Genomic DNA, 24,515 nt, shown 5'->3' on the forward strand with positions numbered 1-24,515 from the left:
TATCAACGGGATTGTGCCGCGGACGATAAATCGGGTGAATAAGAGCACTCGTAGTTTCAGCTAATTATAATGTAACGATCGTGTTCTGGTCGTAGTGATCGCTGTTGCGCTGAGGCTACCTCTGCTTTAGGGTAAATCGCTTCAACATGTGCTGCATTTGCGCCGCTTGACTTGATAACTCTTCTGCAGCAGCAGCACTCTCTTCGGCTGTGGCGGTGTTTTGTTGGGTGACTGTATCGATTTGTGAGAGGCCGATTGTCACTTGATTAATACCTTGTGCCTGTTCGTTAGATGCTATGGCGATCTCTTCAAGCAAGTCAGAAACCTGAGTTGTTCCACTCATAATATCTTTAAGAGCCTTAGCTGTCTGTTGAGCCATTTGAGTGCCGCGATCACTGAGGGCAACAGAACCTTCAATGAGTTCCGCTGTTTCCTCGGCTGCTTTTGCACTGCGGGCTGCAAGGTTGCGAACCTCCTCCGCGACCACTGCAAACCCTTTGCCGTGTTGTCCAGCACGAGCTGCTTCAACGGCCGCATTGAGGGCGAGTAAGTTGGTTTGGAAGGCAATCTCATCAATTACTTTGATGATCTTAGAGATGTTTTGGCTGGCATTGTTGATCTCGTCCATTGCTGAGACCATCGCACCCATCTGTTGATCCCCTTTTTCGGCGGCCTGCTGCGATTCACTGGAAAGTTGATTGGCCGATGTTGCATGGTCGGCGCTTGAGCTAACGCGTCCTGCCATCTCGTTCATGGATGCTGTGACCTCCTCAAGAGATGCGGCAGACTCTGTTGCCCCTTGAGACAATGCCTGGCTCGCGTCAGAAACTTCATGAGAGCCTGCGGCGATCTGTTCGCCAGATATTTGGATGCTGCCAACCATTTCTCGCAAGCCATCGAGCATCTTTTTGAGGGCGTGACCGAGTTGGTCCTTTTCTGAGGTGATGGCAACATCCTGAGTTAAATCACCTTGAGCGATCGCTTCCGCCAGCTCACTACGGCATTGGAGGCTTTTTGCCATTCCGACGAGCACAGATCCGAGTTCAGTGATCTCATCTTTGGCTTGAAATGCTTTGCAGTCACGGCAATCTTTATGGGTGCCGTTGGTTAAATACTTGCAGACGGGAGTCGGTCCAAATGTTCCCGCTTCAACCCAGCAAGTATCTTCTTTGCCGTAACTTGGGCAGTTGGTTTCGCCGCAGTTGAAAATAGCTGAGCAGTTGACTTTTTTACCCATGGGCAGGTCTTGATCGCTGGTGTCCCCTTTGCCATATTGGCCGACGACGGTAAAGGCGCGTTTGAGTGGTTTTGTGATGCTTGATGAGATGAAGTAAGAGAGAATGAGGGCCAGTGCAACAGCTAACCCGCCGATGATGCCCATCTCGGTCCGTGTTGTTGTCGCCTCGGCAATCATTTGAGTGTCCGACATAATATGCTCTGAAGCAGTCTTTTCCATGTGGTGCATCAGCATTTGCACGTCGTGGAGGTGCTGATGTGTCTGTGTTGAAAAAATAGTGTTGGCTTGCTTCTGACCTTGTAACGCTTCGCTGGCGATCTGTTCTGCTTGCTGTAGTAATGATGTTGTTTTTTTAAGCGTTGGGATGATGTTGGTAGTAAAGTAGCTGCGAGCCTCGGCTTGCTTTCCTGTCGCCAGTAATTGAGAAATTAATTTTCCATGTTGATGAAGTGATTCGTGCGGTGATTTAATTTCAGAAAATATGCTGGCTAACTCAGGGTTGTTTTGTTCCGCAGTTTGACTTTGTTCACTGTAAAGGAACTGGCCAAAGCCACATAGCTGGTGGTTGAATTCTATTGTTAATTGTGTGTCGTTCGAGATGATTGCGCTTTGGATAGCATTTACCCACGCAAGGTGGTCGAGTGCTTTTTCTGTTAGGAATTGTGGCAGTTCAGGGTCAGCATTTCTAAAGACCCGTTTGATGTTTTGAGCCGATTCATGAAGTAAGCGGTGAGGCGTCTCAATTGCAGCGAGATCGCCACTAAGTTGAGGTAGCAGCTGTTCGGCGTGTTTGCGTCCTTCACCGTATAACCATTGCCCCAAAGCACATTGCGTGTGGTCGAGCTGAGCGGATAGTTCTTGGTTGCTATCGTCGGTTAAGAACACCGAAACATTCTTGGCCCAATTGAGGTGATCAATCTCCCGAGCCAATAATTCCCCTCGTAGACCGTTCCCTGCCGCCATCTCTTCACCATTACGCACTGAATGAGTTAGGCCGTTGACGCCACAAAAGAGTGTGGCCAGTAGCAAGAATAAGATCGATCCTGCAAGTAAAAGAATTTTTGTCGCAATTTTGAGTCGTTTAAACATCTGGCTTCCTTTTAATGAATTTCAATGTGTTGCAGTTTTTAAGTTAAGTTAAACTATGAGACAAGATTTAATTGTCCGATAAACATTAATGATAGTAATTTTTTATTAATCAGCTGTCAATGTGTGTTTTTCTATTTTTGATGGATGATACGAAAGAACTGGTTTAGGTGGCCGGAATAATTGAGATTGGCGGAAAGGTTAGGCTTTCCTAGTTTGCCTCAGAAGGTAGGGCAGGAGATCAATATAGAGGGAAGTATATTCTTGGTGACCCATTCTCGCTAGCGTAAGAACGTTGAGGCGGGTCACTTTTATACTTATTGATAGTAGCGCTGAGGGCTTAACTATCTTAATTCGTTATCTGCCGATTGAATCAATACTTCGCGGCCCTTGCTTGTGCCATCTGAAGGGCCAACAATTCCCTCCTGTTCCATTTTCTCGATGATTCGTGCTGCACGATTGTACCCAATGCGTAAGCGACGCTGAACCATTGAGATTGACGCCTGTTGGGCCTGGGCGACAAGGGCGACGGCTTCATCGTAACGTTCATCGTAGTCTTGGTCATCGTTACTGTCACCCGTAGTAGTTGGCGGTGGGGTAAGAATTGAGCTGTCGTAACTTGGTGAGCCCTGTTTGGTTAAGAAATCAACCACTTTTTGTACTTCTAGCTCTGATACAAATGCACCATGAACACGGTTCAGGCTGCTGGTGCCGGGGGGGAGAAACAGCATGTCGCCCATGCCGAGCAGGCTTTCAGCACCCATGGTATCCAAAATTGTGCGTGAGTCGATACGGGAAAATACCTTAAACGAAATACGGGTAGGGAAGTTAGCTTTGATCAGCCCAGTAATAACATCGACACTGGGGCGCTGCGTTGCCAGGATGAGGTGGATTCCTGCGGCCCGCGCCATCTGTGCTAAGCGGGCAATATGCTCCTCAATTTCACGTCCCGCCACCAACATCAAGTCTGCAAGCTCATCGACAATGACCACAATATAAGGTAGGTGGCCATGATCCAGCTCTGCTTCGGTTGCTGGTGGAACATCAACGGGGGCAATCGGTTCTTCATCAAACTCGTCATCTTGGACTTTATTTGATGCTTCTACTGCGGCGAGTCGAGCTAAACGCTCTTTGTCTTTCTCCTCTTTTGCGATCTTCTTATTGTAGCCATCAATGTTTCTCACCCCTTTGTTGGCCATCAGTTGATAACGGCGCTCCATTTCACGCACGGCCCAGCCGAGAGCCAGTGACGCTTTTTTAGGGTCGGTGACAACAGGGAGAAGTAGATGGGGAATTCCCTCATAGATGGATAATTCAAGCATTTTCGGATCGACCATGATGATGCGAACATCTTCAGGGTTGGCGCGATAGAGCAGTGACAGGATCATGGTGTTGATGGAAACTGATTTACCGCTGCCAGTTGAACCGGCGACGAGTAGGTGGGGCATTTTTGCTAAGTCGCTGACGCGGGTTTGACCAAAAATATCTGCGCCCAATGCCATGGGTAGACGGCCGCCGCTTTTGCGGAATTGCTCCGATTCAAGAATGTCTTTAAGGTAAACAATTTCGCGCTTAGTGTTGGGGATCTCGATGCCGACAACGCCGCGACCTGGAATGGGGGCAACGATCCGAATCGATGTTGCGCGCAGGGCCATGGATAGGTCATCGGATAAATTTGAGATCTTGTTGACTTTAATTCCTGGTGCGGGAGCAAACTCAAACATGGTAACAACGGGGCCAGGTTTGACTTCAACCACCTCACCATCGACGTTAAAATCTTTCAGTTTCGATTCAAGAATTCGTGCCATGGCCATGAGTGCGTCACGGTCTGGCGGCTGTGGCGGTTCGGCATCGTAATCTAAAAGAGATAATGGTGGCAGTTGGTAGCTGCCACTAATGTCGAGGAAGTCGAACGATTCCTGTTCAACTGGAATTACTTTCTTCGCTTTAGCTTTTGCTTGAGCGCGGCTAGCTTTGGCTGGTTTCTGTGCCGGTTGTATTGGTTGCTGCGGTGACGCGATAACGGGGCCAGCTGTTTTCTGTTTACCTGCTTGAATTTTCTTTTGTTGTTGTCGTTCGCGTCGTCGCTCAAGGCGGGCGCCAAATCGTACGCTGAGCCCTTCAAGAAATAGAACCAACGAAAAACGGGTCAGTAGCATGGTTGAAACTAAGAAAAAGACAGTGAGAACCAGTGCCGCTCCACCAATATTTAAAGCGCTGACAAGGGTTGTCGAAAGCATTCGGCCAATAGCTCCGCCCGCTTCAGTCAATGTTTGACTAAACACATTGATGTGGTTAAGTTTTAAAGCAATGAGTCCATCAAGGGAAAATAGCATGGTCAAAAATGCACCAAGTTTATACAGGCGCACGTGGATATCGCGAAAACGAAACAACCGCCACGCAAACAAAAAACATGCGGGTGGTAAAATGAGTGCTGATAGACCGAAAAGTTGATACATGAGGTCGGCCAGGTGTGCACCAAGCGGACCACCGTAGTTTTTAACCAGTTGTGGATGCAGGTTATTGTTAAACGATGGATCGTTATTATCAAATGAGACAAGACATAGAAGTAAGTACGTGCCGAACGCCAGCCAGAATAGGGCAGAGATCTCTTTTTTTAGATGTTCGCGACGCGTATTTTTTGGTTCTACATCCATAGGGCATTCCTAGCCTAAGAGTTGATGGCGTTGCAAAAAAATCCGCCCACCTGCGTTGCAGCGTTTGTTCAAGATTTCGACTTACAACATGTATGCCTTTACCCTTGAACAACCACTACGCCTTGAGGGACGAAGTTTTTGCTTAGCCAGCTAATTCGTTTTTTCGAGACCATCAACGGTTGATAGTGCTGAAAGTCGATTCGTTCAATTGAGCTAATATATCATAAAAACGAGCGCGGCTACAGCCCAGCAATAGACGGCAAAGCCAGCGAGGCGTTTATTGCGCACCACCGCCATCAGCAGGTGGATTGATATCAAGCCACTAAGAAATGCTGTTGCGCCACCGGCAAGGTAAATAGGGAGTTGATCTGCGGCTAAGCCATTGATGTCGCGCAACGAGAGTAGCGCTGCACCGCCGACGGCTGGCATGGAGAGTAAAAAAGAAAACCGTGCTGCGGTTGTCCCATCAACGCCGCGAAAAAGCAGCGTTGCGATCGTTGATCCCGAACGCGAAATCCCCGGCAGGATGGCAAGTCCCTGAACGAGTCCGGTAATGAGGGCATCGGCCATGGTCAGTTGTGATTGTGGTCGCGTTCTGCTGCGCCAACGTTCAGCACTGAAAAGTAGGATTCCTGTAACGACCAACATGGCGCAAACAAGGGGGATATTGTGAAACTGCTCGGTGAGGAAATCTTTGAACGTTAAACCGATAACCGCCGTCGGGATTGAGCCAAGTAGAATCAACCGCAACATATGTCGATGATCTTGGCCTTCTGGCTTTTTGCACCACGGCGAAGTGGTAATATTTACTATGTCGTTCCAAAAGTAGATGGTCACCGCACATAAGGTCCCAACGTGGAGGACAACATCGAATAGGATCCCGGGTTGAGAAAAACCATCAATAAAATGTTGGGCGATAGCGAGATGGCCCGATGATGAGACGGGGAGAAATTCGGTGGCTCCCTGTAGAAGTCCAAGTAGTATCGCGTGGAGCAGGTTCATGCAGTATCTTCCTTAAATAAATGGTGTAAGCGTTACAGTTGAATAATGATGGGTAATATCAGGGGGCGACGTTGCAAAGAACGTTTAAAAAAGCGACTAATCGTTTGCCGGATCTCGATCCGCAGATCATCCCAATCTGTTTTAGATGAAATATGCTGTTCTTCAAGCATCTGCTCAACTTTGTGCGTCGCACCTTGCAGCCAATGGTCTTGATCGAACTCAGGGATACAACCGCGACTAAACAGCTCTGGCCCGTGTAGGATCGCTCCACTACTTTGGCGTATCGCTAATACCGCGAGAACCGTACCGTGGCGTGCAAGGCGATGGCGATCGCGTAACTCAATTTCACCAACATCACCCACCCCTTTGCCGTCGACAAGTATCCGTCCGCTAGCAACTGACTCAAGGCGTTTTATACCGTGGCGTGAGATTAACACTGGCTGACCGTTTTCTACAATAGCCGTATGGTTGTTGTCAACGCCTTGTTCGTGTGCCAGTTGTGCATGTTGAGCAAGGTGGCGGTATTCACCGTGGATCGGAATGAAATTTTTTGGTCTGACCAGCGCCAGAAGTTGCTTAAGTTCTTCGCGGCAGGCGTGACCTGAGACATGAACGCCGCTGGTGCGTTGATAGTGTACCGTCGCCCCACGGCGGTAGAGCTGATTGATCACCGCAGTGATCGCTTTTTCGTTTCCAGGGATAAAGCGCGAAGATAAAATCACGCAATCATCACTGGTGATCGAAAAATCGGGGTGTTCATCCGTCGCAATTCGCGTCAGGGCGCTGCGTGGCTCTCCTTGGCTACCGGTAGTGATCACGGCAATTTTGTGGCGCGGATAGTGATCAAGCTGTGTGATGTCGATCATCTCATGTTCAGGGATGGTCAATTGGTCGAGTTGCCTTGCAACAGAAGCATTGTTAAGTATGCTGCGACCGTGAAGGATGATCTTGCGGCCACTGGCACGAGCCGCATCAACGGCTTGTTGAATGCGGTGGATGTTTGAGGAAAATGTTGCCACAAACACCATGCCGCGACTTTGCTTCATCAGCTCAACAAAGCGTGGGCCGACCTGCCGTTCTGAACCCGAGTAGCCACAACTTTCGACGTTGGTCGAGTCGGCCATCAGCAGTAAAACGCCTTCGTCGCCGAGTTGTCCTAACCGAGCAAGGTCGGTACGTTCACCATCTAGAGGTGTCGTGTCGAGCTTAAAGTCACCACTGTGGATAATGAGACCAGCAGGGGTGCGGATCGCTAAGCCAAAGCCATCTGGGACAGAATGGGCCACCCTAAAAGGTTCAACGGTGAATGGGCCAACGCTAAAAGTGGTTCGTGCTTCAATTTGGTGGAGTTGTTTATTCAAACTCAAATCAAACTCTTCCAGCTTTTTTTTGAGCAGACCTAAGGTGAATCGGCTGGCAAAAATAGGCGGTGAACCAAGTTGCTGGTAGAGGTACGGTAAAGCGCCGATATGATCCTCGTGGCCGTGAGTCAGCACCAGAGCACAAATGTCGGCAGTGCGCTCAGCAAGTGAGGTGATGTCGGGCAAAACGAGATCGATTCCGAGCATGTGTGCTTCGGGAAACATCAGGCCGCAATCGATCAATAGAATTTTACCTTCTGCTTCAATTGCCATCATGTTCATACCTATTTCACCGAGGCCGCCAAGCGCAACAATACGCAGCAGGTCGGGGTTGATAGGTTGTTCAGATTCAAAGGTCACATTGAACTCGCATGGTAGGGTTAGGAGGCTGTCCTAGATTGTGTGTTGGTATCTGGTGATTATGATAAATGATCCGTCAATGACGGCAGTGTATTGGAGCGCTGTCGGTGAGTCAAATGTTATATCAAACAGTGCCATTAGTACTGATTTTAGCGCAGAATTGACTTTAACTTTAGCCGTTACGCATGTATTATCGCCGCAATCAATTTTTACTTTTTACTATTACTTTTTTAGGAGTCTGTCGAGCTTGACGAACCGTAACGAGAAACACTCGGCTTGAGGCCAGATTTTCGATTATTTGAGAGCGAATAGCTAACCTATTTGTCGAAAATAGTCGGAGATATGGACCAAGTCCGGATGTTTCGCAGTAGGTTCATGTTAAGTACGATAGATTTCTAGCAATAGTTTACGACTATTTCCTACCGAATGGAGGACGAATACTGATGTCAGTGAATAAAGTTATTCTCGTTGGCAACCTAGGCAAAGACCCCGAGCTCAAATATACACCTGCTGGGGCTGCTGTAGCTAATTTTTCTATCGCGACAACTGAAAGTTATAAAGATCGCGAAGGAAACCGTCAGAGCAAAACGGAGTGGCACAATATTGTTGTTTGGCGTCAGTTGGCTGAAATTTGTGGCAAGTATTTACACAAAGGCAAGCAAGTCTATATTGAAGGCAAGCTACAGACGCGCAAGTGGCAAGATCGTGATGGCAATGACCGCTATTCGACAGAAGTTGTTGCTGATCAGATGCAAATGCTCGGTCGTGCTGGTGATGACTCCCAAGGTGGCGGTCAGCACGATAACGCTGGTGGATATGGCGGCGGTCAACAGCGTCAAGCTCAACCTGCCCAGCCTCAGCAAGCTCAACCTGTACAAAGTGGCGGCCAGAACCAGAATCAAGGTTATGCTGCGCCTCAACCTGCTCAGCCTGTTCAACAACGTCCAGCACCTGTGTATGAAGAGCCGGCATTTAATCCTGATGATGAAATTCCGTTTTAGGGGGCCAGGTATTTAAAGTGTAAATAAAAGCCCAGCAGGCCGAGCGCCTGTTGGGCTTTTTTATGTATTAGGTTCGATACTGTGTTCGGAATGGTGAGGTCAGATTAAACTTTCAGGCAGCCAAGTCTCTTGATCTCCTCATGGCGAAAGCAATCAGTGGTGTGATCGTTTACCATTCCCACTGCTTGCATGAAGGCATAGCAGATCGTGGGGCCGACAAAGTTCAGTCCACGCTTCTTTAGATCCTTGCTCATCATCTCCGATAGTTCTGTTTTTACCGGAATTTCAGCCATGGATTTCCATTCGTTTTGCTTCGTTACGCCTTCAACATAGCGCCAAAGATATGCGTCCAATGAGCCAAACTCCTCTTGGATATTCAGAACGCCCCGAGCATTCTTGATGGCTGATTGGATTTTAAGGCGATTGCGTACGATGCCGGAATCGGCAAGCAAGCGCTTCACGTCTGTTTCGCTATAGTTGGCAATTGTTTGGCAATCAAAAGAGTGAAATGCTTTCCTATAATTTACTCTCTTTTTTAGGATTGTCAGCCAACTCAGTCCAGCCTGAGCGCCTTCCAGAATCAGGAATTCAAACAGTAGGCGGTCGTCATGAACAGGAATGCCCCATTCCTCATCATGGTAGGCGGTATATAATGGGTCATTTCCACACCAGCTACATCTGTTGTTCATTTTTCACTCCTGTTTTGCAGGGGGTGACGTGCAGTTTTGATCGCTCGTGTCTTGAAGCCATGCAGCCAAGACTAACCAATACGGCTGCGCGCGCGATACGTCGGGATCAATCCACCAGCCTGTTAGGTCGCATTGACTGGAATAGCTGTATCGTATTTGTGGCACTCCATTGCAAACAGAGTGCGGAATTTGACGATATTGGCGTCATGGGTAAACAGTCGATCACAAATATCACGATATTCTTTCATATCCGTTAAGTTCATGATCAGTACGATATCAGTCTCTCCGGTAACACCATAAGCTTGACCCACTGCGGGCTCCAAAATCAATTTATCTATAAATATCTGGCGAGCATCAGCTCCATGACGTTCTAGCGTTACATCGACAATTGCCATGAGCCCACGATTAAGTTTGTCGGGATCTGCCAACGCGACCGTTTTAACTAATACCCCCTGATCTTTTAAACGTTGAACCCGACGTAGGCAACTTGAAGCAGATAAGTTCACTCGGTCCGACAACTCAATGTTGGTTAAGCTTGCATCGTGTTGTAGTATTTCGACAATCTTTCCGTCAATTGCGTCCATTCGCAATTTCCCTCCGTTTGTGTCAGTTTTTTAAAATTATATCTCAAATTAGCACAATATTTAAAACTAAATTCTGAGCAAAATAGCATATCGTGTCATTCACTTCATTGTTAGGAGATTTCGGATGAGCAGGATTGTACCCGCTACTAAAAAATTGTTGCGCGACACCATTTCTCTGTACTGGGAACTGATTAAAATCATGGTCCCTGTGATGATATTGGTACGCCTGTGTGTCGAATTTGGGGTTATTGAGGTGCTCGGACGAGTTATTTCTCCCGTGATGCAGTTGGTTGGACTTCCTGGTGAGATGGGCTTTGTCTGGGTTACTGCCATGGTTGTTAATATTTATGGTGGAGCAGCGGCCTTGATCACCCTGCTGCCGCAACACCCTTTGACTGTCGCTCAAGCAACCGTGCTTGGCTCCATGATATTAATTGCCCATTCTATGCCAATAGAGCTGAGAGTTGCCCAGAAAGCAGGGGCTGGTATTCTGTTCACAACGTGCCTGCGTCTGGTTTGCGCACTCGGTTACGGAATGCTGCTATCTGTCCTCTATGCAGGCGTTACGCAATTTCAACAGCCGGCTGAAGTTGTTTTTCTTTCTATTCATCCAGCACCACAAGATTGGCTGCCATGGGCGCTAAGTAGTGTCAAATCACTTCTGTCAATCTTTTGGATTATTCTTGTGTTGTTGTTCGTATTGAACATGCTTGACGTATTGAAGATTACTCCACTCATAGCAAAGGTCTTATCTCCTTTTTTGAGAATTATGGGGATCGGAGAAAAAGCGACCGCTATGACAATGGTGGGAGTAATGCTGGGGCTTTCTTATGGTGGCGCCCTGATCATCAAAGAGGCTCGTTCAGGTTCTTTGTCTGAGAAGGATATTTTCCTTTCTGTCTGTTTTATGTGCTTGTGTCATAGTCTGTTGGAAGACACGCTGTTTGTTATGGCCTTTGGTGGGCACTATAGTGGGTTACTGGTTGGCAGGTTTATTTTTTCTCTTATCGTGATCATGGCTCTGGCTCGTCTTATCAATGCAATTCCAGCATTGACCTTCCGCCGTTATTTGCTCAACGAAAATTCCAAGTGATCCACAGTGCTTGGCAAGCCCCTATCATCCTAGACACTCAATAGTTTCCGAAAATACTGTTTTTAATGCTCCAATCAACGATTCGACGTGAGAATAGATCGAGTACCATCGTCAGATAAGGCTAGCCTTCATGGGTCCGAATATAAGTGAAGTCGGTTACCCGCGATTGATTTGGTTTATCGACTTCAACTTGGCGATTTAAGGTGTTTGGCGCAATATGACTGATTGTGCAACCAGTAAAACCCTCCTGATGTTGTGATCATAACACTATCAGTGTGTCTACAATACCAGGGGCTTGCCATACGGGTTGTCTTGAATGATTTTGTGTTTAAGATGCACCTTACTCATATTGTCTGTTGAGAGTATTAATGTTTGATTATGTATCTAGACAGTTGCGACTAAAGAGATTAAACTTACCGAAAATTCATGTGTTGTATAAAACTTTGTTATTTAACATTTCTAGCAAAATTAAAATGGAGGAAAGAGTGAAATTATTTTTGATTACAATCCTGGCGTGTGGTTTATTTTTAGGTGGTTGTAAAGATGAGGTATCTACCTCGACTGAAGTAAAAGAGACTGCACACGAAAGTGCATCGGTAGTAGAGCAGGCTCAACAGGCTGCCACTGAAGTTGTCGAGCAGGCGACAGAAGTTGTGACTGAAGTTGTTGAGCAGGCAGAAACTCAAGTTGCTGATGCTGCTGCAAAAGTAAGTGCAGAAGGTTCTCATATGGTGAATGATCTTATGGATAGTGCCACAGATAAAGAAAAAGAGGGCAGTGATGCACTTTCTTCAGCTATGGGTCATATGAGCGATGAGGTTGATTCGCACAAATAGTTAATGGCTCGTTTTTTAATAAAGTCGCTTTTTCTTTAATAGGAAAAGCGACTTTTTTGTTTAATTAATTTTTTAAGGAGGAAACAATGAGAATTTTTCTTAGCTTTATTATTGTATGTGGATTATTGATGTCGGGTTGCCAACAAAAGGAACAGGCTCCAGCAGTTGAGGCACCAGCAGTTGAGGCACCAGCAGTTGAGGTACCAGCAGTTGAGGTACCAGCAGTTGAGGGTTCGGCAGGGGAAGGCGTTGTTGTAATTGAAGAACTTTCGGCACGAATTGATGATGTTGTTAAGTCAGAGACGCAAGATAAAGAAAAAATGATCGAGCACGTTGCAACGATTGTTGATGCATCGGTTAAGCAACTGGCCGCAGAAGTATCAGTTCCAGAAGTATCAGTTCCAGAAGTATCAGTTCCAGAAGTATCAGTTCCAGAAGTAACAGTTCCTGAAGTAGCGGTACCTGAAGTAGCGGTACCTGAAGTAGCAGTACCTGAAGTAGCGGTACCTGAAGTGGCGGTACCTGAAGTAGCAGTACCTGAAGTAGCAGTACCTGAAGTAGCGGTACCTGAAGTGGCGGTAACAACAATTATTGTCATTAGTAATAATAAGGCTAATGTCACTCTAACACATGCTGTTCATGGTGAGAAATATGGTTGTCAGTCTTGTCATGGTGACGCGACACCAGGGCCCTTTGATCTGGGTAAGAGCAAAGCTCATACTATGTGTAAAGGGTGTCATAAACTCCAAAACGGTCCAACGAAGTGTAGTGGTTGTCACGTAAAGTAACGTTGCTGCTGGTTGTGATAGAACTGCTTCATCCGAGGATGAAGCAGTTCTATTCAACTGTTTAAACTAGAGGATGAAGCTCTGGTCTTGAACTTGGAAGTCCTGAGCTGATAAGGCGATGATGAATAGGATAGAGATTGTTAAAGGCGATATTACTCAGCTTGCGGTTGATGCCATTGTTAACGCAGCAAATCCAAGCCTTTTAGGTGGTGGTGGAGTCGATGGTGCAATACATCAAGCCGCAGGGCCAGCTCTTCTAGCAGAATGCCGTACCTTGGGGGGGTGTGAAGTTGGTTGCGCAAAACTAACAAAAGGGTATCGATTACCGGCCCCCTTTGTTATTCATACCGTGGGGCCAGTTTGGCGTGGCGGGCAAAACAATGAGGAATTGTTACTCTCTTCATGTTATCGGGAAAGTTTAAAGCATGCGATAGCTCGTGGAATTGAAACGATTGCGTTCCCTGCAGTGAGTTGTGGTGTTTATGGATTCCCTATCAAAATTGCCGCCGAAATTGCCATGCGGGAAGTGTGGAATGCCATCCGCTACAGTGATACAGTAATCCAAGTTGTTTTTGTTTGCTTTAATGATGAGGTTTTTCAGGCGCTGACACAAAGTGCTGGCCGCTATTCACTTATTGTTGAGTGAGTGAGTTTGATGGTGGCGATGGTTCATGGTTGACGGCCTTACGTTGCCAAAACATTCGCCCACTTGTCAGCAATGCAGTTGATAGGCTGATGTCCAATGCTGCAACAACACACAGTAACCAGTAATTGTTTTGTGATATGCGAGAGAGTGTGGCACCGAGGGCAATCATTAGTGTTAGGAACAAAAGAAAACGGGGCCTGTAGCACTGCCACGGTTTAGGATTTGTGAGCAGGGCAATGCGGGTCAAGTTCTTACTGCAGGTGCGGGAGAAGAAGGTGTAACCCTTAAGGACACCGATAGGGAAACCGAAGCTAGGGATGAGCCAGTGGCAATACTCCGTAGGCCGAAGTTGTTGTGCTGCACAGATTAAATCAACTGACTTGATGAGCAGGATAATGCTGCCGACATACCAGATGATTGCTGCGAGAAGGTTCAGGGTGCGGTGTTGAGCCATCAGTAAGTCGCCTATTTTGCAGTAAGAGGATGATTCGTAAACGTTTGACGTATTTAATAAGATCAGCGCCAACGGTATTAAGAAATTAGCAATTTCATTTATAGCATGATTTTATTTGAAGATGCAGTGAAAGTTTAACGTAATATGGCATATTGTTGTCATGTGACTGTTTGTTGAAGTCTTTTTTGCCCTTGATTTCAGTGTGAGTTAGTTGAGCTCTTTTTTTGCAATGGTTGTCGTGGAGAAAATAGTATGAGACGGACTAAAATTGTATGTACAGTCGGGCCAGCATCATCAAGCGATGATGTGTTGTCCTCTATGATAAAAGCCGGAATGAATGTCGCTCGACTCAATTTTTCTCACGGTGATCATTCGTCACATGGCAAACTGATCAAGTCAATTCGGAACTTTTCGAATGAATATGGAGAGCCTGTTGCTATTTTACAAGATCTCTGTGGCCCCAAAATACGTCTCGGTATGGTTGCTGAGTCAGGTGTTAAATTGGTTCCAGGCGAATCTCTAACTCTGTGTGCTAGTGATCAGAAACTTGAAGGCTCCTTGCCTGTCGATTATTCATCGTTGCACGCAGATGTTCATGTTGGTGATGCGATCATGATTGCCGATGGTTTGATGGAACTTCGGGTGACATCAATTGTAGGTGTTCGAGTGGAGTGCGTTGTCATCACAGGCGGTGTTGCTTATTCGCGCAAGGGGGTTAATTTATTATCAAGTGATTTAAGTATCCCTGCTTTTACGGATAAAGATCGTGCTGATCTGATGTTTGGCCTTGAACAGGGCGTTGATATTGTAGCGTTGTCGTTTGTGCGTAAGGCTGATGACTTGAAAGAGATTCGTGCCATGTTGGCGACCGCTGAATCTCGCCCTAAGCTCATTGCTAAAATTGAGAAACCTGAAGCGGTTGAAAATATCGATGAGATTTTGGATTTAGTTGATGGGGTGATGATTGCTCGCGGCGATCTTGGCGTTGAGGTGCCCCTTGAAACGGTTCCAGTTTTGCAAAAACAACTTATTCGCAGTGCGCGGTTAAGGGGGCGCAGTGTGATTACTGCGACTCAAATGCTTTCTAGCATGGTGAGTAGTCCGCGTCCTACTCGTGCTGAGGCCACCGATGTTGCTAATGCAATTTATGATGGCACGGATGCCTTGATGTTGTCAGACGAGACGGCGTCGGGTGATTATCCTGTCGAAGCAGCACGGGTTTTAGATCGAATTGCTCGGGCAACGGAGCCACATGTTGGTCATGATTTAGAGATGAAACAGACAGATCAAGTTGATCCCCCTTCTGTGTCATGGGCCGTTGGCCGCTCAGCAGGATGGTTGGCTCGTGACTTACAGGCCTCGGCAATTTTAGCTTACACTCAATCAGGGTTTACCGCATCATGTGTGTCGAGGTTTAGGCCTACTTGTCCTATTGTTGCCTTAACTCCAGATGCGCTGAGTTGTCGGCAGATGAATTTACTTTGGGGGGTAACGCCCGTATTAATTGAAGCGTGTCATGATACCGATGAGATGTTCAACCGTGCTCGCCAAGAAGTTTTGGCGCGAAACATTGCAACTGAAAAAGATCGCATTGTTGTGACAGCAGGGGCACCCTTGTGGCAGCCCGGATCAACAAACCTACTTAAAGTGATCGAGTTGAGGGGGAAGTGATGCGATCAAGTCGAAGAGAAGTATTGTTGGCAGCACTAAAAGATAGTGACAATGGCGTGCGGAAGGTTGCGGCAGAATCGCTTGAACTGCTAGAGCGGTATGAAGGATTAGGTCGCCTTGAGCAGGTTTTGGTGTCTGGTCTTCTACAGGATCGAGTTGCTGCGGTGTACGTATTGGAATCTTTGAATTGTGCGGCATCGAATGCTTTGTTAATGGTGGCGTTAAAGGATGATGATGACGATGTTCGTGCGGTTGCGATACAAATTTCTGGGACAAGGCGTTTACCAGAGGCTTTACCTTTACTGGTTCAGTGCCTAAAGGTAGAGAGTGCTTCTGTTGCCGTATATGCTGCGGGAGCGCTTGGGCAATATAACGATGAGCGTTTGGTTCCTTATCTGCAAGCCATCTGCAGTCAGGCTGATACGGAATTGCTCTGTGCATCGCTGGAAGCATTGGGCCAGCTTGGGTTTATCCAAGCAGAGGATTGTGTTTGTGGTTACATTGATGATCCCAGGGCAGAGGTGAGGGTGGCGGCAGTGAAAGCCTTGGGTTTGCTTCATCCATTATAAGATATATAATCTCTGTGTAAAACTATAGGAGAGTTTTTAAGTCGATATTGTGGCTGATTGGATCAACTTCACCAGCAATATTAAGACTGCTGTTGGTTAACTGGAAGTCGTAAGGGGAGCTGATATTACGCCCTTTGTTGTCTTTGATGATACGGATGGTACTGTTCTCTAAATTAAGCGCATCCATATCGACGATGAGGCCGATTTCATTGTTAACTAATCTAACCAGGCTACCAACGGGAAATGAGCCAAGTGTTTGTTCGAGGAGTTGTAAATATTTAGGGTGTAGCTGAACTCCAGCGAGCTTTTTCATGATTGCAATAGCTTGGCGGGGAGTGCTGGGGCGACGGTAGGCTCTTAATGTGGTGATGGCATCATAGGTGTCAGCGATGGTGGTGATATCAGTGAGCGTTGTGTCTGAACCCATTGAGGTTAGTGCGCTACGTGGGTATCCACTGTGGTTAAAGTGAAGATGATGTCCCAATATGATATCAATGGCTCGTGGATCTATATTGTCCATTTCTCGAGCAATTTGTGCACCGAGCTCAGGGTGATCCTTAATTTTCTCATATTCCACAAAGGAAAGTTGTCCTGCTTTTTTTATGATTTTTGGATCAATTTTAAGCTTCCCTAAATCGTGTAGCAAGCTACCTACACCAAGAATATTCAATGACTCAGGATCTAACTGGCACACTCGTCCGATGGTTAGGGCGATGACGGAAACATTGACCGAATGAGCATAGGTATAATCATCGTAATCTTTGATCATGTTTAGGGCAAGAAGAGCATAGGGCGTTTTGACCATTTGTTGGATCATGTTGTCGACAGAGGTGATCACTTTATCAGATTGAGGAATTTCTCCGTTAAGAATCTCCTCTGATAGCTCCTGAACTGCTGAAATTGCATCATCATAGGCTTTTTTGGCGGTACTGCCACTCGTGGCGCCGTTGTCACGCTGTACGTGGCGTATATGTGTGATATTCGCCCGCTGAACGTTGTTGTTAAAATTCCCCCCTTGCAACACTCCCGTACTGAAAAGATCTACAAATTGGTTTAAACGCTGTTGCTGTAACCCAATTGAAAATTCAATCCCCTCAATGTTTAACTGGGTAAGTCTTTCGGCTATATGGTTTGCAGCGGCATTGCCGTCAGTGTAGAGGTGGTCGCCGATAAATAGAGTGTCATCGACGATGCCAAGTGTCATTGTTCGCTCCTCTACGAGGATGTTTTGCAAATTGTCCCAGAGAGATTGGTAAAGATTCAAGCACGCAGGATGTTGTGGCGGATAAAGTTTTAATCCGTTCAGTGCGCCGTTGAAAGCATGGAGAAATAAAGCGTAGTGGTTTAGGTTCCTCATTGGGATTCATTTCTTAGGCGTAATGCTTGTCGCGCAGCCGATGAAAGATTACGTTGCGATGCATTAGCATGTTTTTTAAGAACTGCGAGGCTTTTCTCGTCGTCAAAACGGCCAAGTGCCAATGCTGCTTGGCAACGAATTTCATTGTACTCTTTTCTTTTGATGAACTTAAGTTTTTTTAGCAGATGGATGAGCGTTGGCGTGCTGTCAGGGTCCGCAATCTCACTCAGGGCCACGATAGCCACTTTTGTTGTCGCCTTCTCATGTAGAAACGTGTCGCGCTGGCCAGCGATTCGTAACAGTTCAGGCGTGGCTATGCTGTTACCCAACGCTCCTAGCGCTAGGATGATCTGGTTGGGGAAGTCGCAGCAACCTGATTTGAGGTGACTGATGAGTGCTTGACTTGACTCTTGTGCATTGATCCGCGCAAGGGCACGAATTGCTTCATTAACCACTCGGCCATCTGGATGGTTAAGGTGGGAAACAAACGCTGGTATGAGTTGTTCACAGCGGCTTTCCGATAAGATCGCAACGGAATTTCGTACGACAAACCATCGATCATCATCAAGGGTTTCAATTAATGCTGGAAAGGCTTGCTCACCAAGGTCAATGAGTTGTTGGCTGAGAAATTTGCGTAATTTATGGTCGATCTCTTCTATTAAGCGGCTTACTAGAAGTACTGGTAGTGTGCCGTCAAAGTGGAGGATGATATGTTGAGCAAGAATCTGTCCCTTGGTGTCTGTTGCATTATCAATGAGCAGGTCGATAATTGGTCTTTTGCTGATTGAACCAATCGCTTGAGAGAGAACCGTAACGTAACGTTTTGGTGACGATGGATTTTGTATCCACGAATCAATGTGTTGGATTATGCGTAATGTCTGTAGTCGTTCGGCTCGAGCCAACGACTGTTGCACTGTTTGGATTAACTGTTTTAACCCGTGAAGAAATGGACCTTCATTTTTTTTGGATGGTGATTGTAGTATCTCATCAAGTCGATGCAGCAACTCATTTAATGAAATTTCCTGAGCAGAAATCTCAGAACTTGAATTTGATTCTGCCGAGTAGTTCTTTAGATTTCTATCGTTACCGCTATTGTGTTGTTCAAGGATTTTTTTACGGTTGAGAATTGAGGTAAGGTTCAATTCGTTCACCGCAATCGTCGAAACACGGTGCTGGTCTAAGATTTCATGGATGCCACCTTGTGCTGTAACCGTTACAGGCTCACTGCATAAGGTTCGAGCAAAGGTAAGTAGGTGGCGATCAATGAGGTCAGGTAGAATTGTAATGGTTTTAATTTTATGGAAAAATAAACGCTCGGCTAGAGTCTTGGGTAGCGGGCTCTTAAATACGAGAAGTGATTCTTTGAATGAGAAGCCCTGTCGGGAAACCGTTAGGGTGAAAGCTGTTTGATCGACGGAAGTAACTGCTGAAAACAACTCTAATGATTGATTGATTGCACCATTGAGTGAAGGGTGTCCGTCAGGATAATAGCTGACGCTCTTTAACAGCTTGGCGAGGCCAATTAAAGCATCTTCAGCAGTTTGATTGAGAATTGTTTCCATAAGGCCTCTGTAGGCTTTAACACTGAATCAGTGTGCCGTTGGGTGGCTTGGTGATACAGGTTCAAATCAAATCATTTGAGTTAGAATCTGTGGCCCAGTCTTGATGCTGCGGGCTCCTACTTTCCGACTCTAACTGTTGTTGTTGTATTTGTAAATAAATTCTCGATAAAGGTGGTGCCTCTGGTCAAATGCCCCACAGACACCACGAATAGCGTTAAATGGCGAGCTGGAGTTATAGGGAAGTAAGTGCTTTTGCTGCCGCCTCAATGGTTTGTTCGAGATCCTCTTGGCTGTGTGCAATACTCATAAAACCAGCTTCAAATTGAGAGGGGGCTAAATTGATTCCTGATTCAAGCATGGAACGGAAATAGCGACTGAAGGCTTCGGTATCACTGGTTAGTGCATCATCAAAGTTGTTGACGGGGCCAGCGCAGAAAAAGGTGCAGAACATTCCACCTACACGTTGCAAGCAAGTTGTTGCGCCGGCCGCTGTGGCTGCCTGACGTAGTCCTGCTTCAAGGAATGCACTTTTCTCCTCAATTTGTTGGTAGAAACCTTCCTCTTTCAGAAGCTTTAGTGTGGCAATTCCTGCACTCATTGCAAGTGGGTTTCCTGAAAGTGTGCCAGCTTGATAGATACCACCTTCGGGTGAGAGTTGGTCCATTAGTTCCTTTTTGCCACCAAAAGCACCAACGGGTAATCCGCCACCAATTATTTTGCCTAAGCAAACGAGGTCACCACGAACGTTGAAACGCTCTTGAGCGCCGCCGTAGGCGACACGAAATCCTGTCATAACTTCGTCAATGATTAACACGATCCCCTCAGCTGTGCAAAGGTCACGAAGTCCTTGAAGGAATCCTTCCGCTGGTGGAACGCAGCCCATATTGCCAGCGATTGGCTCTACGATAATGCACGCGATCTCATCTTTGTTAAGTGCGACAATTGATTTTACGTCGGCGAGGTCATTGTACGTAGCTGTAAGGGTATGTTTCGCCACATCTGCTGGAATTCCTGGGGAGGTCGGTATGCCGAATGTTGCAGCACCACTGCCAGCTTTAACAAGCAAAGAATCTGCATGGCCATGATAGCAACCATCAAATTTAAGAATCTTATCTCGACCGGTACAGCCGCGCGCGAGCCGAATTGCGCTCATGGTTGCCTCGGTTCCTGAAGAAACCATGCGTACTTTTTCAATGTTTGGGTACGCTTCACAGACCAGGTTAGCGAGCTCAATCTCTTTGTAGGTTGGAGCGCCAAAAGAAGCACCGCTGCTCGCTGCACTTTGAATGGCTTCAACTACTTTTGGGTGACAGTGACCCAAGATCATTGGCCCCCATGAGCCAACATAGTCAATATAAGATTGGTTGTCGGCATCGTAGATGCGTGAACCCGCAGCTTTCTCGATGAAAAGTGGGTTGCAACCAACGGACTTGAAGGCACGAACGGGGCTGTTGACTCCACCGGGAATAACCTGTTTAGCCTGAGAAAAATAGGTGTTAGACTGTTCGTGTTTCATCGGTTCTCCTTGAGTGACATATTGGTGATAACGAATTGAAGTTGATAAACTACTTGATGTGTATTTAGTAGAACAACGAACGCTATCATGGTTCAGATGCGATGTCAATACTGCTGGAGTTGGATAGTCCCCTAGTTTTAGTAGGTTAGCTATGGAGTTGGGTATGATATTGGGTGTTACAGGTGGTATTGCAACGGGAAAGAGTACTGTGGCTAAAATGTTGGCTGAAAAAGGTGCAATAGTGGTCAGTGCCGATGAGTTGTCTCGACAACTTGTTCAGCCGGGAAGCCCTGTGTTGATAAAGTTGGTTCAACGTTTTGGTGCCGAGATATTAAACGACGATGGCGCGTTAAACCGACAAAAATTAGGTGATCAGGTGTTTACCGATTCTGTTGCACGAAAAGATTTAGAACGTGTGATGCATCCTGCTATTGCCCTTTTGTCACAACAGTGTTTAGCCCAGGCAGTGGAAACGCAGGGGGCCTCGGGGGGGTTGGTCGTATATGAGGCGCCGCTTCTTTATGAAGCGGGTGCCGAATCACGAGTTGACAAGGTTTTAGCGGTAATCGTTGATTCTGCTGTTCAACTTAAACGCTTACGTCAGCGTGATCAATGTGATGTGGCAATGGCCAAGAACCGAGTTGATTCTCAGATGCCTCAACATGAGAAAGCTCGCCGTGCTGACTATGTAATTGATAATTCAAAAAGTTTGTTGGACCTGCAGCGCCAAGTCGATAATGTCTATAGGGAGTTGTGCTCAGAGTAAGGTGCAAGGTGTGAGGATAAAAAAAAGGGCTTACGGTTATCCGTAGGCCCTTTTTTAGCTTGAAAATTTAGATTAGTTTATTGGCGATAGCCTAAGCGTATTGATAGGGTTGCCGCCGCTTCAATAACTAATGGGGTGAGCTCTTTTTCCATCCGTTCGTTTGTGAAGCGCATAGATGGTCCTGATAGGCTAATCGCGCCAACGATACGGCGGGTGTAGTCACGGATCGGTGCGGCTATACAGCGAACACCTGGGTCCAGTTCTTCGTTGTCAAAGGCATATCCTTGTTCCCGTACCGCATCAAGGTCACTTTTGAGACCAGCAAGTGTCGTGTGAGTGTTCGGGGTAAAGCCTTCAAGGTTTTTTTGCAGCAAGGTGTCGAGTTCTTCCTCGGAAAGGTTGGCAAGGTGAACCTTTCCAGCTGCCGTGCAATAAGCTGGCAAGCGTGAACCGACTCGTGAGACGACACGTACCGTCATATCTGTTTCGACAACATCAAGGTAGACGACGTGGTTTTCCTTGAAGATCGCTACATACGCCGTTTCATTACACTCATGAACCAGTGTCTCTAGGGTGAGTTTTGCTTGGCGTAGTAAACCCATTTGTTTGATAAAGGTTTGACCGAGCTCCAGTGATTTTAAGCCAAGGCGGTAGTTTTCAGTTGCCTTGTTCTGTTCAATGTAGCCACGAGATTCTAACGTAGCAAGCAATCTAAATACGTTATTTTTATGAAGTTTAAGCCGTTTGCTCAACTCGGTAACGCCGAGTTCATCGACTTCGTCGTGGAATTGTTCTAACAAGTCCAAGGCATGCGATACGGCTTGAATGATATATTCTGATTTGTCTTTTTTGGCGGGCATTTTTATGTTCCCCGAATGCGTGTGACCGATAACTTAAATAAACGACTGCTGGCCTATGTATAGAAATGTTTTTCTCTTGTCAAGTACAGATGGTAAATATTGCGAAATATGCTGTAAATAAAAAATGAACACATGCCACTGCTTGTTGCATTTTTATTTAAACTTCGTCGCTTTTATCGGTTGAGTTAGCCTCACGTATTCACCATATTTGGTACGTGCTTAAGAACTCTTTACAGAAATATAGAATGTTGTTTTATAACTGTCAAGTCGTTAAGTGAAAATATCAGTTATTAAATTACTTAAAGGGCGTGAGCTGTCGTATTTAGGCGTATACGATTGATTTTGAAAATATAACAGTCCGTTTTTTAGCTTAATTAGACGCGTAAAGACACCCCCTCCTGTTTTATTGAGCCGAGTTCTTCATTACTTCATATAGCACAGTTGTTGCAAAACACCCTGCTGGGAGTTCAAAGCTAAGTTCAAGTGCCATTTCATCATTAACTTTATGGCTGTGACATTGAATGTGTTCAACGGGCACTCTAAGGGGGCGTCGTTCGCCGCTCAATTTAAGACCTGTTAATTTGGTGAAGGCACCACTGTCAAGATTCTCTTTATCCAGGATCGAATGTTCAATGACACCTGCTTGGTCGGTGGCAATCATTGCTTTGTGCCCTGCCAGTAAACCAGATGGGCTAATCTCAAGTCGATCTGCTCGAATCTGTTCGATTTCGGGGTCTTCAACTCGGAAGCAAGCCCCTTTGTTGTGGATGTAAGCGATGTCACCCGGCCAAATAGTGTCGATGGAGTCAAGTCGCATTGCAACTTGGGAATCGAATAGATGCGATTGGTAGGCCGATAAGTAAAGGCGCAATAGCTTCCGTGGTAGGCCTAATACTGCTTGACGATGATCTTTGCCGCGCAGCAGGGTGTGAAGTAGGCGTCGTTCGTCCCGAAAGCGACCGGGCAGAGCCGCGAGCGCTCCCTCTGTATCTCCTTGTGCGTAGGCTGTCGCGGCCATGTGCCAGCGGTCATTGGAGATCTTGTCCGGGTCACCAATGATTAATTCTGCCGCTCGTATAAAATCTTCTTGCAGGATCGCCCGACCAATGAGGTGGTTGCAGGCCAGAGAGCCGTAGCGTTGCTCGCCGAAGAAATTTGGTGCGCCGGTATGTTCAAGCACGTGAAGAGTGTCTAGGGCACGTTGCTCAGCATCTTCCACCACATTGTGAATACGGATGTGGAAGCGGTTGCCGCGTAAATGGCCAATGCGTAGTTTGTTGGTGTGATAACTACTGGAGAGGATGGTGATGTCATCAAGGTCAAGTGCATCAATTTTGTTTTGAGCAACCTGGGGGAGGGAGATCCATTGTCGCGTGATTGCTTGGGCATCCTTTAGTCCCGCGTAGCCAAGTTCATTTTCTTTGATCCCCAGGGCGCTGGCGATGCGTTGCAGCATGGCAAAAGTGCTCATCCCCTGTTTTTCAACACGTAGGAATAGGTGCTCTCCCGTGCCGCATGGTTCGTAAGCGGGAATCTCTTCGACGATAAAGTCCTCTGGTGTATCTTTAAAGGTTCCGGCAGTTCCTGCAAATGCGCGAGTTAGATAGGGTCTCATTATCCCTCCAGGGTATGTCGGTTGCGAAAACCCATTTCAATTGCAGGAACTTTTTCTGTCTCAAGAACGAAATTGGCATGGCGTTGCTGGTGTTGGAAATGGATGGGTAATCCTTGTCCTAAAAAACGACGCATATATTTAGATTGCGGATATTCTGCAAGCTCAAGAGTGTAGGGGCTTGGCAATTGATTGCTGTAGCCGTCAATTGTCGGGAAAGTTTCTGCGACCTGTTGAGCGTAGTCTTCAACGTCGGTAATAAAATAGAGATCGCCCTCTGGCTTGATGTAGTAAAGCATTTGCGTCAAAAAAGTGTGGTTAACCAGTCGTCTGTTTAGGTGACGTTTCTTCGGCCATGGATCGGGGCAGTTGATGTAGATTGCCGTCAACATGTCCGCAAAACCAAAATGGCTAAGGAGGTAGCGCGCTTCCATTCGCATTACGCGAACGTTGGTTAGCCCGCATTCGTCAACCCTGCGGCATGTTTTATAGCAGCCCTTGTTATAGATATCGATGGCAAGAAAATTGGTCGTAGGTTGTTGAGCTGCACGTTGAATAATGAAGTCACCAATGCCGCAACCGATCTCCAGTGCCAAGGGCTGCACTTCTGGGAAGAGTTGGTTGAGATCTTGATCGGCGGGGAGGTCTGCCGAGTCAATAAAGGTAGGTGAAAGGATTTGGATTTTTCGTTGAGTCATGATGTTGTCCAGTTTAATGCAGTGGGTCGGTTGGCATATTCTAAATATGTTAGATAGTATGCCAGAATTACGCGGGACATTATCATGGCCTTTTGCGAAAGGCAATGATT

General features: G+C 46.6%; 21 protein-coding genes and 1 pseudogene. 8 read left to right on the top strand and 14 right to left on the bottom strand.

Going from position 1 to position 24,515, the window contains the following annotated elements; all coding sequences use genetic code 11:
* Nucleotides 1–115 precede the first annotated feature (115 nt).
* From ACZ5KY_RS05120 to ACZ5KY_RS05135, 4 genes are all read right to left on the bottom strand, one after another.
* Nucleotides 116–2,326, bottom strand: coding sequence for a methyl-accepting chemotaxis protein (locus ACZ5KY_RS05120; protein WP_464242827.1), 2,211 nt, complete (start codon nt 2,324–2,326; stop codon nt 116–118).
* Nucleotides 2,327–2,667: 341 nt separating this feature from the next.
* The gene (locus ACZ5KY_RS05125; RefSeq protein WP_464242828.1) at nt 2,668–4,980 is read right to left on the bottom strand and encodes a DNA translocase FtsK; all 2,313 of its coding nucleotides are present in this window, start codon (nt 4,978–4,980) and stop codon (nt 2,668–2,670) included.
* Nucleotides 4,981–5,193: 213 nt separating this feature from the next.
* Nucleotides 5,194–5,982 (bottom strand): undecaprenyl-diphosphate phosphatase, encoded by a 789-nt coding sequence (locus ACZ5KY_RS05130; RefSeq protein ID WP_464242829.1) that lies wholly within the window; start codon nt 5,980–5,982, stop codon nt 5,194–5,196.
* A 32-nt stretch (nt 5,983–6,014) separates the two neighbouring features.
* Nucleotides 6,015–7,703, bottom strand: a complete 1,689-nt coding sequence (locus ACZ5KY_RS05135) for a ribonuclease J (RefSeq protein ID WP_464242830.1) — start codon at nt 7,701–7,703, stop codon at nt 6,015–6,017.
* 443 nt (nt 7,704–8,146) lie between these two features.
* On the opposite strand from ACZ5KY_RS05135, the gene ACZ5KY_RS05140 reads away from it, so the two are divergent.
* A complete protein-coding gene (locus ACZ5KY_RS05140; RefSeq protein ID WP_464242831.1) occupies nt 8,147–8,704 on the top strand; it encodes a single-stranded DNA-binding protein in 558 nt (185 codons plus the stop codon).
* A 104-nt stretch (nt 8,705–8,808) separates the two neighbouring features.
* Here the strand turns inward: ACZ5KY_RS05140 and ACZ5KY_RS05145 are convergent, their stop codons facing one another.
* Both ACZ5KY_RS05145 and ACZ5KY_RS05150 read right to left on the bottom strand, forming a co-directional pair.
* Entirely contained in the window at nt 8,809–9,393 is a 585-nt protein-coding gene (locus tag ACZ5KY_RS05145) for a DNA-3-methyladenine glycosylase I (RefSeq protein WP_464242832.1), read from the bottom strand.
* 122 nt (nt 9,394–9,515) lie between these two features.
* The gene (locus tag ACZ5KY_RS05150) at nt 9,516–9,977 is read right to left on the bottom strand and encodes an Lrp/AsnC family transcriptional regulator (RefSeq protein ID WP_464242833.1); all 462 of its coding nucleotides are present in this window, start codon (nt 9,975–9,977) and stop codon (nt 9,516–9,518) included.
* Nucleotides 9,978–10,101: 124 nt separating this feature from the next.
* Between ACZ5KY_RS05150 and ACZ5KY_RS05155 the strand changes: the two genes are divergently transcribed.
* Nucleotides 10,102–11,070, top strand: a complete 969-nt coding sequence (locus tag ACZ5KY_RS05155; protein ID WP_464242834.1) for a nucleoside recognition domain-containing protein — start codon at nt 10,102–10,104, stop codon at nt 11,068–11,070.
* A gap of 55 nt (nt 11,071–11,125) precedes the next feature.
* On the opposite strand, the pseudogene ACZ5KY_RS05160 reads toward ACZ5KY_RS05155, so the two are convergent.
* Nucleotides 11,126–11,311 (bottom strand): annotated as a pseudogene (locus ACZ5KY_RS05160) (DDE-type integrase/transposase/recombinase); the annotation flags it as partial.
* 244 nt (nt 11,312–11,555) lie between these two features.
* On the opposite strand from ACZ5KY_RS05160, the gene ACZ5KY_RS05165 reads away from it, so the two are divergent.
* The 3 genes from ACZ5KY_RS05165 (at nt 11,556) to ACZ5KY_RS05175 (ending at nt 13,340) form a co-directional block, all read left to right on the top strand.
* Nucleotides 11,556–11,906, top strand: coding sequence for a hypothetical protein (locus ACZ5KY_RS05165; RefSeq protein ID WP_464242835.1), 351 nt, complete (start codon nt 11,556–11,558; stop codon nt 11,904–11,906).
* Nucleotides 11,907–11,992: 86 nt separating this feature from the next.
* The gene (locus ACZ5KY_RS05170) at nt 11,993–12,694 is read left to right on the top strand and encodes a cytochrome c3 family protein (protein ID WP_464242836.1); all 702 of its coding nucleotides are present in this window, start codon (nt 11,993–11,995) and stop codon (nt 12,692–12,694) included.
* A gap of 121 nt (nt 12,695–12,815) precedes the next feature.
* On the top strand, nt 12,816–13,340 hold the full coding sequence (locus ACZ5KY_RS05175; protein ID WP_464244634.1) for an O-acetyl-ADP-ribose deacetylase: 525 nt from the start codon (nt 12,816–12,818) through the stop codon (nt 13,338–13,340).
* Here ACZ5KY_RS05175 and ACZ5KY_RS05180 read toward each other — a convergent pair.
* A complete protein-coding gene (locus ACZ5KY_RS05180; RefSeq protein ID WP_464242837.1) occupies nt 13,327–13,794 on the bottom strand; it encodes a hypothetical protein in 468 nt (155 codons plus the stop codon). The two genes, ACZ5KY_RS05175 and ACZ5KY_RS05180, sit on opposite strands and share 14 nt — an antisense overlap.
* 252 nt (nt 13,795–14,046) lie before the next feature.
* Between ACZ5KY_RS05180 and pyk the strand changes: the two genes are divergently transcribed.
* Nucleotides 14,047–15,465 carry a pyruvate kinase gene (gene pyk, locus ACZ5KY_RS05185; protein WP_464242838.1) on the top strand — a complete coding sequence of 473 codons (1,419 nt, stop codon included), beginning with the start codon at nt 14,047–14,049 and terminating at the stop codon, nt 15,463–15,465.
* Complete coding sequence (locus tag ACZ5KY_RS05190; protein ID WP_464242839.1) at nt 15,465–16,034, top strand: HEAT repeat domain-containing protein; 570 nt, start codon at nt 15,465–15,467, stop codon at nt 16,032–16,034. Before pyk ends, ACZ5KY_RS05190 begins: the two co-directional genes overlap by 1 nt.
* Nucleotides 16,035–16,056: 22 nt before the next feature.
* Here the strand turns inward: ACZ5KY_RS05190 and ACZ5KY_RS05195 are convergent, their stop codons facing one another.
* The 3 genes from ACZ5KY_RS05195 to hemL form a co-directional block, all read right to left on the bottom strand.
* Complete coding sequence (locus ACZ5KY_RS05195; RefSeq protein WP_464242840.1) at nt 16,057–17,238, bottom strand: HD-GYP domain-containing protein; 1,182 nt, start codon at nt 17,236–17,238, stop codon at nt 16,057–16,059.
* Nucleotides 17,239–17,387: 149 nt separating this feature from the next.
* Nucleotides 17,388–18,953: a HEAT repeat domain-containing protein gene (locus ACZ5KY_RS05200; RefSeq protein ID WP_464242841.1), complete on the bottom strand. Its 1,566-nt coding sequence runs from the start codon at nt 18,951–18,953 to the stop codon at nt 17,388–17,390.
* A 232-nt stretch (nt 18,954–19,185) separates the two neighbouring features.
* The gene (gene hemL / locus ACZ5KY_RS05205; protein ID WP_464242842.1) at nt 19,186–20,469 is read right to left on the bottom strand and encodes a glutamate-1-semialdehyde 2,1-aminomutase; all 1,284 of its coding nucleotides are present in this window, start codon (nt 20,467–20,469) and stop codon (nt 19,186–19,188) included.
* A gap of 163 nt (nt 20,470–20,632) precedes the next feature.
* On the opposite strand from hemL, the gene coaE reads away from it, so the two are divergent.
* Entirely contained in the window at nt 20,633–21,235 is a 603-nt protein-coding gene (coaE, locus tag ACZ5KY_RS05210) for a dephospho-CoA kinase (protein WP_464242843.1), read from the top strand.
* 77 nt (nt 21,236–21,312) lie between these two features.
* Here coaE and ACZ5KY_RS05215 read toward each other — a convergent pair whose 3' ends face one another.
* From ACZ5KY_RS05215 to trmB, 3 genes are all read right to left on the bottom strand, one after another.
* Complete coding sequence (locus ACZ5KY_RS05215; RefSeq protein WP_464242844.1) at nt 21,313–22,095, bottom strand: IclR family transcriptional regulator; 783 nt, start codon at nt 22,093–22,095, stop codon at nt 21,313–21,315.
* A gap of 403 nt (nt 22,096–22,498) precedes the next feature.
* Nucleotides 22,499–23,710: a tRNA pseudouridine(13) synthase TruD gene (gene truD, locus ACZ5KY_RS05220; protein WP_464242845.1), complete on the bottom strand. Its 1,212-nt coding sequence runs from the start codon at nt 23,708–23,710 to the stop codon at nt 22,499–22,501.
* Nucleotides 23,710–24,405, bottom strand: coding sequence for a tRNA (guanosine(46)-N7)-methyltransferase TrmB (gene trmB / locus ACZ5KY_RS05225; protein ID WP_464242846.1), 696 nt, complete (start codon nt 24,403–24,405; stop codon nt 23,710–23,712). The genes truD and trmB overlap by 1 nt, the downstream gene beginning before the upstream one ends.
* Nucleotides 24,406–24,515 lie beyond the last annotated feature (110 nt).

The organism is Desulfuromonas svalbardensis (assembly GCF_055389415.1).